This window comes from Brevundimonas lutea (genome assembly GCF_003704105.1).
In the GTDB taxonomy this organism is placed as follows: domain Bacteria; phylum Pseudomonadota; class Alphaproteobacteria; order Caulobacterales; family Caulobacteraceae; genus Brevundimonas; species Brevundimonas lutea.
In genome coordinates, this window is sequence record NZ_QUOQ01000003.1 from 57,404 (window position 1) to 73,511 (window position 16,108).

Consider the following 16,108-nt stretch of genomic DNA (forward strand, 5'->3'; position numbering starts at 1 on the left):
GCCAAAGATGAACCAGGAAGTCCTGAACATCTTCAATCCGGTCCCGGTCACCCCGACCTTCGACCAGATCCGTATCGCCCTGGCCTCTCCGGAGAAGATCCGGTCGTGGTCGTTCGGTGAAATCAAGAAGCCCGAGACCATCAACTACCGCACGTTCAAGCCCGAGCGTGACGGCCTGTTCTGCGCCCGTATCTTTGGCCCGACCAAGGACTACGAATGCCTGTGCGGCAAGTACAAGCGCATGAAGTACAAGGGCATCATCTGCGAGAAGTGCGGCGTTGAGGTCACCTTGGCCCGCGTCCGTCGCGAGCGCATGGGCCACATCGAGCTGGCCGCGCCCGTGGCCCACATCTGGTTCCTGAAGTCGCTGCCCAGCCGCATCTCGCTGATGCTGGACATGGCGCTGAAGGACGTCGAGCGCGTCCTGTATTTCGAGAACTACATCGTCACCGAGCCGGGCCTGACCCCGCTGAAGCAGAACCAGCTGCTGACCGAGGACGAGTTCTACGCCTATCAGGAAGAGTTCGGCGACGACGGCTTCACCGCCGAGATCGGGGCCGAGGCCGTTCGTGGCCTCTTGATGGGCATCGACCTGCACGCCGAGGCCGAGAAGCACCGCGCCGAGTTGGCTGACAGCCCCTCGGAGCTGAAGGCCAAGAAGGCCTCCAAGCGCCTGAAGCTGATGGAAGCGTTCATCGAGAGCGGCAACAAGCCCGAGTGGATGGTGCTGACCGTCGTGCCGGTGATCCCACCGGAACTGCGCCCGCTGGTGCCGCTGGACGGCGGTCGCTTCGCCACGTCCGACCTGAACGACCTGTACCGCCGCGTCATCAACCGGAACAACCGCCTGAAGCGGCTAATGGAGCTGCGCGCGCCGGACATCATCATCCGCAACGAAAAGCGGATGCTGCAGGAATCGGTCGACGCCCTGTTCGACAACGGCCGTCGCGGCCGGGTCATCACCGGCGCCAACAAGCGGCCGCTGAAGTCGCTGGCCGACATGCTGAAGGGCAAGCAGGGCCGCTTCCGCCAGAACCTGCTGGGCAAGCGCGTCGACTATTCGGGCCGTTCGGTCATCACCGTGGGTCCCGAACTGAAGCTGCACGAGTGCGGCCTGCCCAAGAAGATGGCGCTGGAGCTGTTCAAGCCGTTCATCTATGCGCGGCTGGACGCCAAGGGCCTGTCGGGCACGGTCAAACAGTCCAAGCGGATGGTCGAGCGTGAGCAGCCGCAGGTTTGGGATATCCTCGACGAGGTGATCCGCGAGCACCCGGTGCTGCTGAACCGCGCTCCGACGCTGCACCGTCTGGGCATCCAGGCGTTCGAGCCCAAGCTGATCGAGGGCAAGGCCATTCGCCTGCACCCGCTGGTCTGCACCGCCTTCAACGCCGACTTCGACGGCGACCAGATGGCCGTGCACGTTCCGCTGAGCCTTGAAGCCCAGTTGGAAGCGCGCGTGCTGATGATGTCGACCAACAACATCCTGTCGCCGGCCAACGGCAAGCCGATCATCGTGCCGTCGCAGGATATCGTCCTGGGCCTGTACTACATGTCCCTGGTCAAGGACGGCGAACCCGGCGAGGGCAAGCTGTTCGCCAACATCGGCGAGATCGACGCGGCGCTCGACGCCGGCGTTGTGACCCTGCACACCAAGATCAAGGCGCGCTGGACCGAGCAGGACGCCGAAGGCAAGGAAGTGACCAAGGTCATCGACACGACCCCGGGCCGGATGAAGCTCGGGGCGCTGCTGCCGCGCAACCCGAACGTCGGCTATCGCCTGCTTGAGAAGAACCTGACCAAGAAAGAGATCGGCAATCTGATCGACGTGGTCTATCGCCACTGCGGTCAGAAGGCGACGGTGATCTTCGCCGACCAGATGATGCAGCTGGGCTTCCGCGAGGCGGCCAAGGCCGGCATCTCGTTCGGCAAGGACGACATCGTCATTCCGGCCGCCAAGATCGAAATCGTCGAGAGCACCCGCAAGCAGGTCGAGGAGTACGAACAGCAGTATGCCGACGGCCTGATCACGCGGGGCGAGAAGTATAACAAGGTCGTCGACGCCTGGGCCAAGTCCACGGACAAGATCGCCGACGCCATGATGGGCGAGATCGCCCAGGTGAAGCTGCTGCCGGACGGCCGGACTGCCGAGATCAACTCGGTATTTATGATGGCCAACTCCGGCGCCCGCGGTTCGCAGGCCCAGATGAAGCAACTGGGCGGCATGCGCGGGCTGATGGCCAAGCCCTCGGGCGAGATCATCGAGACGCCGATCACCTCCAACTTCAAGGAAGGCCTGACCGTGCTGGAGTACTTCAACTCCACCCACGGCGCCCGTAAGGGTCTGGCCGACACCGCGCTCAAGACCGCCAACTCGGGCTATCTGACCCGCCGTCTGGTGGACGTGGCCCAGGATTCCATCGTCACCGAGGAAGACTGCGGCTCGACGCGGGGCATCACCCTGCGCGCCGTGGTCGAGGGCGGCGACGTGCTGGTCTCGCTGGGCGCTCGCGTCCTGGGTCGCTATGCGGCCGAGGACATCAAGGAGCCCGGCACGGACACCGTGCTGCTTCCGGCCGACACCTATCTGCAGGAGGAAGAGGTCGAGATTCTGGACGCTGCTGGTGTTCAGTCGGTCAAGGTCCGTTCGGCCCTGACCTGCGAGGCCGAGGCCGGTATCTGCGCGGCCTGCTATGGCCGTGACCTGGCGCGCGGCACCAACGTCAACATGGGCGAGGCCGTGGGCGTCATCGCGGCTCAGTCGATCGGCGAGCCGGGCACCCAGCTGACGATGCGGACCTTCCACATCGGCGGCACCGCCCAGGTGGCCGAGACCTCCTTCGTCGAAGCGACCAACGCCGGTAAGGCCAAGATCGTCGGCCCGACGGTGAAGGCGGCGCACGGCGACCTGGTCTCCATGAGCCGCAACGTCGTGGTCACGGTCGTCGTCGACGGCAAGGACCGCGAGAGCCACAAGATCCCGTACGGCGCGCGCATCCGCGTGGCCGAAGGGGCTGAGATCAAGCGTGGCCAGCGTCTGGCGGAGTGGGATCCCTACACCACCCCGATCCTGACGGAGGTGGGCGGCAACGTTCGCTTCGAGGACCTGGCCGACGGCCTGAGCGTCAAGGAAGAGACGGACGAGGCCACGGGCATCACCCAGCGCGTTGTCACCGACTGGCGCGCCAGCCCGCGCGGTTCGGACCTGCGTCCGGCCTTGGGTGTGGTGTCGGGCGAGACCTACGCCAAGCTGTCGTCCGGCGGAGACGCCCGGTATCTGCTGCCGGTCGGAGCGATCCTGTCGGTGGCCAACGGTGACACGGTCAAGCCCGGCGATGTGCTGGCCCGCCTGCCCACCGAGGGCGCCAAGACCCGCGACATCACCGGCGGTCTGCCGCGGGTGGCGGAGCTGTTCGAAGCGCGTCGTCCCAAGGACTGCGCGGTCATCGCCGAGATGGACGGTCGTGTCGAATTCGGGCGCGACTACAAGAACAAGCGCCGCATCAAGATCACCCCGGAGCCGGACGCGGACGGCAACCAGGCGGATCCGGTCGAGTTCCTGATCCCCAAGGGCAAGCATATCTCCGTTCAGGACGGCGATCTGATCCAGAAGGGCGACTACATCATCGACGGCAACCCGGATCCGCACGATCTGCTGCGCATCCAGGGGGTCGAGTCGCTGGCCGAATACCTCGTCAACGAGGTTCAGGAGGTCTATCGACTGCAGGGCGTGCCGATCAACGACAAGCACATCGAGGTGATCGTTCGCCAGATGCTGCAGAAGGTCGAAATCCTGGATTCGGGTGACACCACCCTGATCAAGGGTGATCACGTCGACGCCGGAGAAGCGGCCGAGGAAAACGCCAAGCTGGGCAAGAAGGCTCGCCCGGCCACGGTTCAGCCCGTGCTGCTCGGCATCACCAAGGCGTCGCTGCAGACCCGCAGCTTCATTTCGGCGGCGTCCTTCCAGGAGACCACCCGCGTCCTCACCGACGCTTCGGTCAACGGCAAGAAGGACACGTTGGAAGGCCTCAAGGAGAACGTCATCGTCGGCCGGCTGATCCCGGCGGGCACCGGCGCCTATCTCCGGGCTCTGCAGAAGATCGCCAACGAGCGAGACGCCAAGCTGACCGCGCAGCGTGAGGCGGCTGTCGAGCCGCTGCCGGCCGATCTGGCCGCAGAACTGGAACACAGCGAGAGCTGAGCTTCAGGCGAGTGAGTTAGGAAGGGCCCGGCGGCAACGTCGGGCCCTTTCCTTGTTGCGCAGACCACCTGCCGCGGCTGATTAGAGCTATCGATCCGAATTGCTTTCCCTGTGAGACCGGCTTGGACTTAGGGTGCCGCAGCTGGAAGGAGCACACCATGAATGCGAAGACCGAAACACGTCGGCAGCGTCGCGTGATGATCGCTCTCGTCATCTCGCTAGGCGCTTGGGGCGTGGCTTCAGGAGCCAACGCATTGATTGACGTCGGAGCCAGGGCTCACGACCTGTTCTGCGCAGAACACGGTAGCCTGCGCTGACCAACGATCCTGTCTCGCGTCCGATCAGGGGCTCAATTCAGGTTTCGCTGCATCTCGCTGGCTTAACGCGCCTAAGGAATGTGGGCACAACAGTCACGCAACAGCCCGCATTCCGAGACGTTGAGGCCCGGACATGAACAGAGCCCGCCGCGCCCGCATCGTCGCCACCTTGGGCCCCGCCAGCCGCGCGCCGGGGACCGTGAAGGCGCTGGCCCAAGCGGGCGCTGACGTCTTCAGGCTGAACTTTAGCCACGGGTCTCACGAGGATCATGCCGCCGCATTGAAGGCTGTGCGTGGCGCCGAGCTGGCGGTAAAGCGCCCTCTTGGCGTGCTGGCCGACCTGCAAGGTCCAAAGCTGCGTCTTGGCAAGTTTCGCGACACCGCCATCGACATCAAGCCGGGCGACCGGCTGAGGCTGGATCTCGATCCGACGCCTGGAGACACCACGCGCGTCTCGATGCCGCACCCGGAGATCTTCGAGGCGCTGCGGCCCGGCATGATGCTGCTGCTCGACGACGGGCGGGTTCGGCTCAAGGTCGTCGATCGCGCCGACGACTGGGCGGATGTCGAGGTCGAGAGCGGCTCGAAGCTGTCGGACCGCAAGGGCGTGGCCGTGCCCCAGGCCTCGATCCCAATCTCGGCGCTGACGCCCAAGGATCGTGAGGATCTGGCCTTCGCCCTGCGGCTTGGCGTCGACTGGGTGGCGCTCAGCTTCGTTCAGCGAGCCGAAGACATGGCCGAGCTGCGGCGGCTGGTGGACGGCAAGGCCGCCTGCCTCGCAAAGATCGAAAAGCCCCAGGCCCTGGAGCAGCTGGACAGCATCCTCGACTACTGCGACGGCGTGATGGTGGCGCGCGGCGATCTGGGGGTCGAGCTGGACCCCGAAGAGGTCCCGGTGGCCCAGAAGCGCATCCTGCGCGCAGCCCGCCAGCGCGGCGTGCCGGCGATCGTGGCCACCCAGATGCTGGAGTCCATGACCTCGGCGCCGGCGCCGACCCGGGCCGAGGCCTCCGACGTCGCCAACGCCGTCTATGAGGGCGCCGACGCCCTGATGCTGTCGGCCGAAACGGCGTCGGGCGACTATCCGCTGGAGGCCGTCGGCATCATGAGCCGGATCATCGAACGGGTGGAGCGCGATCCGCTGTGGCCCGGACTGATGGACGCCGAGCACGCCGGTATGGATGAACACGATGTCGACGCCCTGGTGGCGGCTGCGCGCAAGGCCGCCGAGGCGCAATCGACGGCCTGTATGGTGGTGTTCACCACCACTGGCGGGACCGCGCGGCGCATGGCGCGCGAGCGTCCGCTGCAGCCAGTGCTGGCGCTGACGCCCAAGCCCGAAACTGCACGACGGCTCGCACTGGTCTGGGGACTGGAGCCGCGACTGGGCAAGCAACCCGAGTCGCTGGAAAGCCTCACCGACGACGCTGTCGACGCGGCCATGGAATTCGGCCTGGCCAGCAATGGTCAGCGTATCCTGATCCTGGCGGGGACGCCCTTCGGCGCGCCGGGGGCGGCGAACCTGCTACGATTGGCCCACGCCCCGACCAGGAACCGCGCCTAAGCGGTTCAGTCGGTGTGAAAACATGGCGGAACGGCGCCGGCCGCTTTCCGTTGTCTCCGGCATGGAGCAGTTCAGGACCACCCCCCGCCTCGATCGCGGCCCCGCGCCGCAAGCCTATGCATCTGTCGCCTGGCGTTCGCCGGAGCCGCGTCGCGAACCGATCCGCCCAGCCAATGACATGGGGGAGATGGCCGCATCGCCCAATCAAGAGGCGGACAGCAGCTGGATCATCGTGGTCCTGGGCGCCGTCGCCGCCGCCGTGCTGGGCATGATGCTTGGCGGCGCGATGGCGATCTGAGCTTTAGTCAGGCCGGCGCTGGCCCGGGACGTCGTCTTCTGTGCGCGGCAGCTGGCCACGGCCCACGGTGCCGAGAATTTGCTCGATCGCCGACAGCTCGCGGCCGCGTGTGGGTGTCTCTCGCCCGTTCATGGCCACTTGCTGACCATCTTCGAGGCCCAGCTGGCGAACTTCGGCGACCGTGTCGTCACCTTCATTGAAGCTGATCGCCGTGACCGACCTGGCCGCGACGCCCGATGGGTTCCACGTATACCGTTCGGTCGTCTGGCTTATGTAATACCAGATGTTGTCCTCGAACGTGGAGGTTGCCGAAGGTGAGCCCAGGCGGGCCAGCACGGTCGACTTCGTATCCACCCCGGTCTCGATCTCTCCCGGCGTCACATCAACCGGTTGAAAGCCGTGGCGGCCGATCTGGGGCGCGCACGCCGAGGTCCCGATCAGAAGAGCGGCGGTGACAAGAACGGCGGGACGGAACATGCGGGACGCCTGAGACTGATGCGGTCTTTGACCTAGCCGGGCCGGAGGATTAGTTCAACGCCGCGGCCGAAAAGGGGCAAAGCCGCAGGAGGATGACCCACTTGCTAAAGCGTCTGTTCGGATCTGGATCGGGTCGCGTCGCCGGCGAGCGGATGTACGCCGCGGTGGTCAGTCAGGCTCGCCAGCCGGCGTTCTACGCGCGGCTCGGCGTCGCCGACGAGATCGACGCCCGTTTCGAACTCTACACCTTGCATATGCTGCTGCTGGTGATGCGCCTGCGGGACGATGGTGAGGCCGGGCGTGAGGCCGGGCAGGCCCTGTTCGATGTCTATGTGGCGGCGCTGGACGACACGCTGCGCGAACTGGGCGTTGGCGACACCACCGTGCCCAAGAAGATGCGCAAGCTGGGCGAGCAGCTGTACGGGCGTATGGCGACTTACGAGCCGCTTCTGAAAGCTGGAGATGAGGCGGGGCTGTCCTCGGCGCTGGCGCGTAACGTCTACGATCGGCCTGAGGCTTCCGAAGCTGGACTGCTGAGCGTTTACGCCCTTAAGGCCCGCGCGTCGCTGGAGAACCAGAAGATGAGCGACCTGTCCGCTGGACGGGTGATCTGGCCGAACGTGGTGGAAGGAGTGGCGGCGTGAGCGATTTGCCGTGGAGCGAGACGATCCGCCTGAATGAGATCGGCAATTGCCTGGAGCGACGGCTGGAGGCTGATGCTGCGACGCGCGGCCGGGTAATGAAGGCGCTGGATTTGCAGGGGCTGGACGCGCTCTCTGCAGAGGTGTCGCTAAAGCCGTCCGGGCGCGGCTGGATGCTTTCGGGTCGTGTGCGGGCCGAGGCTGTGCAGACCTGCGGCCTGACGCTGGAGCCGCTGCCGGTCACCATCGACGCGCCTTTTGAAATCGGCCTGGTGGAGGCCGTCGAGCATCCGCGCGGGCCGGCCGAGGAGATCGACATCAGCCTGGAGGAGGATACGCCCGACGAGGTCGAGGGCGTGGTCGATCTGGCCGCTTACGCCTTGGAGCAGCTGGCGCTGAGTCTCGACCCGTTCCCTCGCAAGCCTGGCGCGGAATTCGCACAGCCGGATGGTCCGCGCGAAAGCTCGCCCTTCGATGTGCTCAATCGTTTGAAACCGAAGGATGCCGGCGGCGGCACTTGACCCGGCGGCAGGCCGGTTGCATCCCCGGCGCCCGGCGCTATCGTCGCCGACCCTGAGCGGTCCTTCATCCCCGGACCGAGGAGCGATTCCCAGCGTGGCTTCCCCCCTCATCCTGTCGTTGGACGCCATGGGCGGCGACCTTGGTCCGCCCGTGGTTGTCGGCGGCGTGGCCGACTGGCTGAAGCGACGCGACGACGGTGTGACCCGTTTCCTGCTGCACGGCGATCAGGCGGCGATCGAGGCTGAGCTGAGAAAACACCCCGAGGTGGCGGCCCGATCCGAAGTCTGGCCGGCCGAGAAGGTCATCGCAGGCGACGAGAAGCCCGCCCAGGCCATGCGGCGGGGCAAGGGCTCGTCGATGTGGAACGCCATTGAGGCGGTCAAGGACGGCCGTGCCTCGGCGGCGGTGTCGGCGGGCAACACCGGCGCCCTGATGGCCATCTCCAAGCTGCGGCTGCGGATGTCGGCGCCCGGCCTGGAGCGCCCGGCCATCGTGGCCAGCTGGCCGACCCTGAAAGGGGTGACGGCGGTGCTGGACGTCGGCGCCAATGTCGAGAGCGACGCCGAGCAGCTGCTGGACTTCGCCATCATGGGCGCGGCCTTTCACCAGGCGGTGCACGGTTCGCAGACGCCGACCGTCGGCCTGCTGAATATCGGATCCGAGGACGTGAAGGGCCATGACGAGGTGCGCGAGGCGGCGGCGATCCTGAGGGCGTCGGATCTGGTCGCATATCACGGCTTCGTCGAGGGCGACGACATCGCCAAGGGCACGGTGGACGTCGTGGTCACCGACGGCTTCACCGGCAATATCGCGCTGAAAACGGCCGAGGGCACGGCGCGTTTCATCAACGCCCTGCTGCGCGAGGCCCTGACCAGCGGAATCCAGTCGAAACTGGGCGCCGCCCTGGCGATGCCGGCCCTGAGGAAGATGGCCCAGAAGATCGACCCCAGCGCCATCAACGGCGGGCCGCTGCTGGGTCTGAACGGCATCGTGGTCAAGTCGCATGGCGGCGCCGACGCGCGCGGCTTCGGCAACGCCATCCGCATCGCGGCGGAACTGGGCCGCAGCGACTATCTGGACAAGGTGGGCGCGAGCCTGGGTCGGGTCGCCGGTCTGGTGAAGGCGGGCGCCCAGGAGAGTAGCAAGTGAGCGTGATCCGCAGCGCCATCACCGGCACCGGCGCCTATCTGCCGGAACAGGTGGTCACCAATGCCGACCTGGCCGAACTGGTCGAGACGACCGATGAATGGATCCGCGAGCGCACCGGCATCCGCCGGCGCCACAAGGCCCGCGACGACCAGCCGACCAGCGACCTGGCGGTCGAGGCCGCGCGCCGCGCCCTGGAGGCCGCGGGCCGCACGGCGGACGAGGTGGACCTGATCGTTGTCGCGACGACCACGCCGGACATGACCTTTCCCGCCACCGCCTCGATCGTGCAGCGCAAGCTGGGCGCGGGCGTGGGCATCGCCTTTGACGTACAGGCGGTCTGCTCAGGCTTCGTCTATGCGCTGAGCGTCGCCGACGGCTTCGTGGCGCGGGGGTTGTCGAAATGCGCCTTGGTCATCGGCGCCGAGGAGATGACCCGCCTGATGGATTGGACCGACCGCTCGACCTGCGTGCTGTTCGGAGACGGGGCCGGGGCGGTGGTGCTGGAGCCGCGCGAAGGGCAGGGGACCAAGGCCGACACGGGCATGCTGGGCTTCGCCCTGCGCTGCGATGGGACCAAGACGGACCTGCTGTATGTCGACGGCGGACCGGCCACCACCGGCACCGTGGGGCATCTGCGCATGGCCGGCAACCAGGTGTTCCGCCACGCGGTGATCAACATCGCCGAGGCGGTGACGGCGGCGGCCGAGGCGGCCGGCATCGAGGTGTCCGAAGTCGACTGGTTCGTGCCGCACCAGGCCAACCAGCGGATCATCAAGGGCGTCGGCGACCGTCTGGGGCTGGACGAGGACAAGGTGATCCTGACCGTAGCCGACCACGCCAATACCTCGGCGGCGTCCATTCCGCTTGCCCTGGACGTTGCGCTCAGGGATGGGCGGATCAAGCCCGGAGACCTGGTGCTGATGGAGGCCATGGGTGGCGGCCTGACCTGGGGCGCCTGCGCGATCCGTATGTGATCAGCGGCATTCCAGCGCATTAACGCGTTTCTGGACTATGATTCGCGGCGCGCTTGGGCTTGGATGGCGCCCCGCGAGTGCCGGTGCTTGAGGTTTGGGGAGGGGTAATTGTCGCAGACCTTGACGAGGGCGGACCTGTGCGAAGCCGTCCATGAGGAACTGGGCCTGCCGCGGCAGGAGTGCGCCGGCATGGTCGAACGTACGCTGGAACTGATCGTCGAGAGCCTGGAGCGCGGCGAGACGGTCAAACTGTCCGGCTTTGGCGTCTTCCAAGTTCGAGAGAAGCGCGCCCGCATGGGCCGCAATCCCAAGACCGGCGAACCGGCCGCCATTCATCCGCGCAGGGTCATAAGCTTCCGCGCGTCGCAGATCATGAAGGCGCGTGTCGACGGCGGCCAGGCCTGACGGTGTCCAAGGGCCCCAAGGCGTTCCAGAGCATTTCCGAGGCGGCGGCCGAGATCGGCGTCGCCCAGCATGTGCTGCGTTTCTGGGAGAGCCGGTTCGACTTCGTGGAGCCGGTCAAGCGAGCGGGCGGCCGGCGCTTCTACCGCCCTACCGATGTCGCGGTGCTGACGGCGATCCGCCGACGTTTGCACGACGAGGGGCTGACCTTGAAGGGCGTTCAGCGTCTGTATGACGAGGGCGGCCTCGACGCCGTTCTGGTGGGGCCTGGCGCGTCGGGTGCGACGGCGGGAACGGTCGAACGCGAGGTCGTGCCAAACCGCGCCCTGAAGCGCGCGCTCGATCAGGTCGAATACGCCCGCGCCCGCCTGCTGGCCGCCTTGGCAAGCTGACGCCCTAAAGCACCGAGAGCGCCTGATTATCCAGGCTGCAGGACGGTTCGCGGCGGATTTCCATCTTGCGCTCGATCGACTCCAGAATCGGGGTGGAAAACCGGACCCCGGCAAGCTTGGAGCAGGTGTGAAGGTTGCCCGGACTGAAGACGTTCACCTCCAGGATCTTGTCGCCGACGATGTCGATGCCGACCAGGAACATGCCGTCGCGGACCAGTTTGGGGCGGATGACCTCGGCCAGGCGCAGTTCGGTTTCGCCGATCTCGGCGGCCTCCATCGAGCCCCCGGCGTGGACGTTGGAGCGGATGTCGCCCTTGGCGGCGACGCGGCGCAAGGCGCAATATTTGGCGCCGATCCTGAGCGGGACGCCGTTCATCAGAAACAGGCGGATATCGCCCTTCGACGCGGCCGGTAGATAAGCTTGGGCGATGATGTAGCCGTCCCGCCCGATGGCCTCGATCATCTGGTTGAGGTTTGGCGCGTCCTTGCCGCCGACCGCGAAGACACCCTGACCGCCCGAGCCCTGGAGGGGTTTCAAAATGACCTTGCCTCCGTGCGCCTCGGAGAAGGCCTTGATGTCGGCGGCGGTCTTGGAGATCAGGGTTTCGGCGCGGACCTCTTCGGGGAAGCCCTGGAAATAGAGCTTGTTCACCGCACGGGCGAGGCCGTCGGGATCGTTCAGCACCAGCACGCCGCGTCGCGCGGCTTCACGGCCGAACAGGATGCCGGCGCCCTCGGCCCAAGGGCGCTCTCCGGCATCGTTGGAGGGATCGTTCCTGAGCATCAGAACGTCGATCTCCTCGATCGGCATCAGGCGCCGTTCGCTGTTCTCCTGAAGAGCCGCGAAGAACTCCTTGAAGGTGCGGTACTTCTTCTTCGGAACGCAGGTGGCGTGGACGCACATGGAGTTGTCGCCCTGGATCACGAAGTCGCCGGGCGTGATGTAGACCACCGAGTGACCGCGCCGGACGCATTCATTGGCCAGGATAGTGGTGGTGTAATGGGGGTGCTCGCTGTCGAGGCCATTGACGAAGAAGGCGATCTGCATGGCGGGCGTCCTTTGGGTCAGAGGAGATCGGCGAGGGTCAGACCCCCGGCGGCGCGGTCGAGATTGGCGCGAGCCTGATCCCGGTCGAGAAATTCGGGCGTGACCGCAGCCGGGCGCAGGAAGCCGCGCTCGTGCAGTTCGTCGATCACTGGCACATGGGCCATGGCGATCTTTCCGGACCAGAACGGAGTCAGGGAGCGGCCTGAGGCCAGCCAGTCCAGCACATCCAGAAGGCCCTGCAAGTAGATGTAATCCTTGGCCAGTCCGCCGGAGCGATAGGCTCGCGCGCAGATGTGGAAGGCCATGCGCGAGGAGACGCCGTGGTCGCGGGTGAGCAGTCGCCAGGCTTCGAGAAAGCCCGCGCCGTCGATCATGGCGCGCACGGCGATCACCCGGGCGGCGAGCAAGCGCATACGCTCGCGGGTCAGGCCGTCGACGGCGAATTCGGCGAAGACGCCGAGACCTTCTTGGATGCCTTCATAGCCGGCCAGGCCCGAGCGGAAGATCTGCAGGCCCTGCTGCTTGCCGGTGAAATAGGTGAGCAGGTGGATGCTGACCTCGTGCTGAAGCAGCGGATCGACGCGTGTGGCGCGCATTTGGGTGTGTCGCGAGATCATCAGCCGGGGGCCGGAGACCATCAGCCCGGTGACGTCGTCGCGGAGGCTGATGTCGGCCTTGAAGTCGTCCAGACGCTTGCGATAGCAGGCGACCAAAGCGGTGGCGGCGTCGCGCACGGCGTGGCAATCGACGGTGTCGGGCGCGTCCTCCTCGTCGGTCGGGGCGGGGTCCCGGGCGTTGAGTGAGGCCAGGACGGCGGCGGCCTGTTCGGCCAGACGGTCACGGACGCGGCCGTAGAGCATGACCGACGCGTCGCGGAAGCGTGGCGTCTGGCGCGACTGGAGCATCGTCAGCTGCAGGTCGATCTCCTGCTGCTTTTCGCGAAACAGGGTCTCGAGAACGGGGTCTTCGACGCCGTCGACATCGATGGCGTAGAGGGCGCGTTTTTCGCGCGAGGCGTCGACGGTGAGGGGACGGTAATGGAAGACGGGCTCGTGATCCCGTCCGCCGTCGCGGAAGGTCTCCCAGGCCTGGGCGGTGTTGATCGGCGAGACCGAGAGCAGGAAGTCGAAGCCGCTCGCCACGTCCGCCAACTGGCCGTCCACATGGCGGGCGGCGCGGATGAAGCCTCGGCGGCCCAGGGCGCGGTAGTGTTTGGGCGTCGGCAGGTCCGAGGCGGCGACGACGCCGCACAGGGCGTGGAGCAGAGCGTCCAGGACGCCGGTCTGGAGATCGTGCAGGACGCCGGGAAACACCCCCTCGCCGCCGGGCGTACGATAGGTGCGGGGAATGCCGAGGGATATGCGCGGCGTGTCGGCGGGCAGGGCGATCAGATCCTGATGCTCGGGCCGGGGGTCGATGCGCGGCGTCTGGCGTTCCAGCTCCAGCTTTTCGAGAGCGGTCCTGAGGGCCTGGGCGGCGCGGCGCGCCTCAGGATGGTCCGAGGCTCCGACCTGGAAGCGATACGGCGTGGGGGCGGCGGAATCGGCCTTGTCGGTTTCGGGCACCGGCAGGTCGTAGAGCTCGGCGACCAGAAAGGCGCCGAGGGACCGGTCGAGGGTCTGGCTGAGGGCTTCGACCAGATCGTAGGCGAAGGCGTCGCCCTCGGCCTTCATCGGCCAGATGGCGTAGACCGGGCTGGCGCTGGCCACGCCCAGGGCGGCGCTGGCCGAGCGGGTGCGGCGACGGCGGTGGACGACCACGAAGGGCAGGGGGCGGTCGACATGGATGCGGCCGCCGGCGGGCAGCTTGCGGCGCACCGACTTGCCGGCGGCGATGCGCGCCGAAAGGTCTTGGATGAACTCGGCCTCGGTCGGCGCCCCCCGTTCGCTCATGGGTCGCGGCTCTGGATCAGGTCGCCAAGGACGGCGACGGAGTCGCGCATCAGCCGACGCATGGCGTCCAGCTCGGCAGGGTCCGGGGCGCCGGTCCATTCGTCCATGAAGAACTTCTTGAACTCGAAGGCGATGGCGCAGCCTTGCTTCGGGTGTCGGTCATGGACGAAGCGGCTCCATTCGCCCTTGCCCTGAAAGGCCAGGTTCTCGGCGACGGACAGGCGACGGCCGTTGAAATCGTAGTCAGAGAGGAACGAGAGGTAGGGATCGACCACGTGCGCCCACCGCTCACGCGGCATGGAGAAGGTGCCGATATTGATGTCCGGAGCCTTCTCGACCGGCGTCGGCGCGGCGTCGGCGCCGTCGCGGCGATGGTTGTAGCTGTGGACATCAAGGACGACGAAGGCGGGGAAGTCCTCGGCCATCTGATCGGTGACCCGGCCCAATTCGGCATAGGCGCGACGATGATAGTCGCGAGAGGCCTCGACCTCAGCCGGGGTCAGAGCCGAACGCCACACCTCCAGCCCCCAGCACTGGTCGGGGCTCTGGTAGACGGCGGTGTCGAGCGGGCGGTTGAGATCGACCTCGAACCGCGAGCGATGGGCGACGAAACGGTTCGGCGCGTCGTGGATGGCGTCGCCGGTGAACGGGTCCTCTTCCCGCAGTCGCCCGGCGTCATCCAGGGCGAAGCGGTCGGCGAGGGCGGTGCGCACGGCGTGGCCGTCGTGGATGGCGGTGGCCAGCACCGGTCCGTCGCCCCGCGCGAGGGTCCACCAGGGCGCCGGAGAGGCAAGGGGATCGTTCGGCATCCGACCCGAACGCGTCGGCTTACGGTCAAGTTCACCGAAAGGTCAGTAGCCCTAGCGACCTAATGCTCGCGATGCGCGCTCCAGCAGGTCGGCCGGGTCCTCGCCAGGGAGCAGATCGGCGCAGCCGATCTCGAATTCGACCACGAAGGGCGGCTTGTCCTGACCGGCGTCGAAGGCGGTGCAGCCGATCACGGCGGCGATGCGCTGGGCGGCGAGACGGGCGGCCGGGCCGGGAGTGGCGGGCAGGGCCAGGGCGAACACCTCCGGCGCCAGCCGCGCGGCGGTGTCCTCAGCCCGAACCAGTCGCGACAGCATTGAGCCGATCTGGGGCATGGCGCGATCCAGCCAGCCGTCCTGACGCGCCTGATTGACGGACTGTGTCGGAGCGACCCGCAGGATACAGGCCGACAGCGCCCTGCGTCTCGCGCGCGCGCCCTCGGCCACACGCGCCAGGTGGGCGGCGAACACCTCTCGCGTGACCAGACCGGTTGCGGCGTCGGTCAGGCTGGACCCGCGCACCGATTCCAGAGCCCGGCGGATCGCCTGATGCCGGCGATAGGTCCGGGCCAAGGCCATTATCCGATCGGCGGTCTCGTCTTCCGCCGTATCGGCCGAGGCGACATCGGCCATACCTTTGTTGTATATTTCTCCAAGGTTTATCTCGCCCTGCTGACGTAGATACAGAACAAGAGGGATATGGTAGAGGCGCGTATTGCGCTTCATGCCGGCCGCTATCGACAGGGCAGGCGCATGATCCGCGCCGCCCCACAGCACCGCCGCGTCGAAGGCGCTCTCATGCAGGAAGTCGAAGGCGGTGTAGGGAGTGGGGGCGGCCACAGTCTCGGCGCCGCGCTCTGACAGGGCGTTGGAGAGGGCCAGGAACCGACGATCCGCCTGACCGGCCACCAGGATACGCGGCGGCGTGGCGCTCTCCTCAATCACCAGATCGGCCTCGCCGTGGTCCGCGAAGGTCTGTTTGCGCAGATCGAACTCTTCCTCCGCGACCGCGGCGCGGATCAGTTGCTCGAGACGCAGGGCCAATTGTGCGGGGTGGACAGGGTCCGCCATGCGGCTGTCCAGGCCCTCGATCGCACCGTCTCCGACACCCACCACGGCGATCCTGCGCGGCGCCGCGGCCGCGCGGAGGGTTGCGGCAGCCAGATCGGCCGGAGCGCCTTGAGTGTCGATGACAACGGCTTCGATCTGTCCGTCGGCCAGAGCCGCCGCCGCCGCGGCAGATGAGCGGGCCGTGATGCTGCGCCACCCCAGGGCGTCCAGCCCGATCGACAGCGGCTCGACCACGGCGTCGGTCGCGGCCAGGAGCAGCACGCGCGCCTGTCGTTCCAATGCCGAATCCCCTCGTCCCGCCGTCATCCGGTCCCAGCTATATCGACAGGCGGGTGAGAGCGAAACCGCGTCGCC

At 67.0% G+C, this 16,108-nt stretch carries 14 protein-coding genes; 9 read left to right on the forward strand and 5 right to left on the reverse strand.

Going from position 1 to position 16,108, the window contains the following annotated elements; all coding sequences use genetic code 11:
* Nucleotides 1–7: 7 nt before the first annotated feature.
* From rpoC to EES48_RS04275, 3 genes are all read left to right on the forward strand, one after another.
* Nucleotides 8–4,201 carry a DNA-directed RNA polymerase subunit beta' gene (gene rpoC, locus EES48_RS04265; protein ID WP_122465168.1) on the forward strand — a complete coding sequence of 1,398 codons (4,194 nt, stop codon included), beginning with the start codon at nucleotides 8–10 and terminating at the stop codon, nucleotides 4,199–4,201.
* A gap of 450 nt (nucleotides 4,202–4,651) precedes the next feature.
* On the forward strand, nucleotides 4,652–6,082 hold the full coding sequence (gene pyk / locus EES48_RS04270) for a pyruvate kinase (protein WP_122465169.1): 1,431 nt from the start codon (nucleotides 4,652–4,654) through the stop codon (nucleotides 6,080–6,082).
* A 22-nt stretch (nucleotides 6,083–6,104) separates the two neighbouring features.
* Complete coding sequence (locus EES48_RS04275; protein ID WP_162998012.1) at nucleotides 6,105–6,380, forward strand: hypothetical protein; 276 nt, start codon at nucleotides 6,105–6,107, stop codon at nucleotides 6,378–6,380.
* Nucleotides 6,381–6,383: 3 nt separating this feature from the next.
* On the opposite strand, the gene EES48_RS04280 is transcribed toward EES48_RS04275, so the two are convergent.
* The gene (locus tag EES48_RS04280; protein WP_122465171.1) at nucleotides 6,384–6,857 is read right to left on the reverse strand and encodes an outer membrane protein assembly factor BamE; all 474 of its coding nucleotides are present in this window, start codon (nucleotides 6,855–6,857) and stop codon (nucleotides 6,384–6,386) included.
* 92 nt (nucleotides 6,858–6,949) lie between these two features.
* Between EES48_RS04280 and EES48_RS04285 the strand changes: the two genes are divergently transcribed.
* The 6 genes from EES48_RS04285 to EES48_RS04310 all read left to right on the forward strand — a co-directional run bounded on the left by EES48_RS04285 (nucleotide 6,950) and on the right by EES48_RS04310 (nucleotide 10,937).
* Entirely contained in the window at nucleotides 6,950–7,501 is a 552-nt protein-coding gene (locus EES48_RS04285) for a ubiquinol-cytochrome C chaperone family protein (RefSeq protein WP_122465172.1), read from the forward strand.
* Nucleotides 7,498–8,019: a YceD family protein gene (locus EES48_RS04290; RefSeq protein ID WP_240623217.1), complete on the forward strand. Its 522-nt coding sequence runs from the start codon at nucleotides 7,498–7,500 to the stop codon at nucleotides 8,017–8,019. The genes EES48_RS04285 and EES48_RS04290 overlap by 4 nt, the downstream gene beginning before the upstream one ends.
* A gap of 94 nt (nucleotides 8,020–8,113) precedes the next feature.
* A complete protein-coding gene (plsX, locus tag EES48_RS04295; RefSeq protein WP_276309586.1) occupies nucleotides 8,114–9,169 on the forward strand; it encodes a phosphate acyltransferase PlsX in 1,056 nt (351 codons plus the stop codon).
* Complete coding sequence (locus EES48_RS04300) at nucleotides 9,166–10,143, forward strand: beta-ketoacyl-ACP synthase III (RefSeq protein WP_122465174.1); 978 nt, start codon at nucleotides 9,166–9,168, stop codon at nucleotides 10,141–10,143. The genes plsX and EES48_RS04300 overlap by 4 nt, the downstream gene beginning before the upstream one ends.
* Before the next feature lie 108 nt (nucleotides 10,144–10,251).
* Complete coding sequence (locus EES48_RS04305) at nucleotides 10,252–10,548, forward strand: integration host factor subunit alpha (RefSeq protein ID WP_122465175.1); 297 nt, start codon at nucleotides 10,252–10,254, stop codon at nucleotides 10,546–10,548.
* Between the two features lie 2 nt (nucleotides 10,549–10,550).
* Entirely contained in the window at nucleotides 10,551–10,937 is a 387-nt protein-coding gene (locus EES48_RS04310; RefSeq protein ID WP_122465176.1) for a MerR family transcriptional regulator, read from the forward strand.
* 4 nt (nucleotides 10,938–10,941) lie between these two features.
* Here EES48_RS04310 and EES48_RS04315 read toward each other — a convergent pair whose 3' ends face one another.
* The 4 genes from EES48_RS04315 to EES48_RS04330 are packed head-to-tail and all read right to left on the reverse strand — an operon-like array spanning nucleotide 10,942 to nucleotide 16,033.
* A complete protein-coding gene (locus tag EES48_RS04315) occupies nucleotides 10,942–11,985 on the reverse strand; it encodes a glutathione synthetase (protein WP_122465177.1) in 1,044 nt (347 codons plus the stop codon).
* A 17-nt stretch (nucleotides 11,986–12,002) separates the two neighbouring features.
* On the reverse strand, nucleotides 12,003–13,877 hold the full coding sequence (locus EES48_RS04320) for a peptidase MATCAP family protein (RefSeq protein WP_122465178.1): 1,875 nt from the start codon (nucleotides 13,875–13,877) through the stop codon (nucleotides 12,003–12,005).
* Complete coding sequence (locus EES48_RS04325) at nucleotides 13,874–14,686, reverse strand: N-formylglutamate amidohydrolase (RefSeq protein WP_122465179.1); 813 nt, start codon at nucleotides 14,684–14,686, stop codon at nucleotides 13,874–13,876. The genes EES48_RS04320 and EES48_RS04325 overlap by 4 nt, the downstream gene beginning before the upstream one ends.
* A gap of 51 nt (nucleotides 14,687–14,737) precedes the next feature.
* Entirely contained in the window at nucleotides 14,738–16,033 is a 1,296-nt protein-coding gene (locus tag EES48_RS04330) for a diguanylate cyclase domain-containing protein (protein ID WP_122465180.1), read from the reverse strand.
* Between the last annotated feature and the right edge of the window lie 75 nt (nucleotides 16,034–16,108).

Coding starts and splice junctions, on each gene's coding strand:
- rpoC (WP_122465168.1), top strand. CDS start 8: ATGAACCAGGAAGTCCTGAACATCTTCAATCCGGTCCCGGTCACCCCG.
- EES48_RS04275 (WP_162998012.1), top strand. CDS start 6,105: ATGGCGGAACGGCGCCGGCCGCTTTCCGTTGTCTCCGGCATGGAGCAG.
- EES48_RS04325 (WP_122465179.1), bottom strand. CDS start 14,686: ATGCCGAACGATCCCCTTGCCTCTCCGGCGCCCTGGTGGACCCTCGCG.
- EES48_RS04315 (WP_122465177.1), bottom strand. CDS start 11,985: ATGCAGATCGCCTTCTTCGTCAATGGCCTCGACAGCGAGCACCCCCAT.
- pyk (WP_122465169.1), top strand. CDS start 4,652: ATGAACAGAGCCCGCCGCGCCCGCATCGTCGCCACCTTGGGCCCCGCC.
- EES48_RS04320 (WP_122465178.1), bottom strand. CDS start 13,877: ATGAGCGAACGGGGGGCGCCGACCGAGGCCGAGTTCATCCAAGACCTT.
- EES48_RS04280 (WP_122465171.1), bottom strand. CDS start 6,857: ATGTTCCGTCCCGCCGTTCTTGTCACCGCCGCTCTTCTGATCGGGACC.
- EES48_RS04285 (WP_122465172.1), top strand. CDS start 6,950: ATGACCCACTTGCTAAAGCGTCTGTTCGGATCTGGATCGGGTCGCGTC.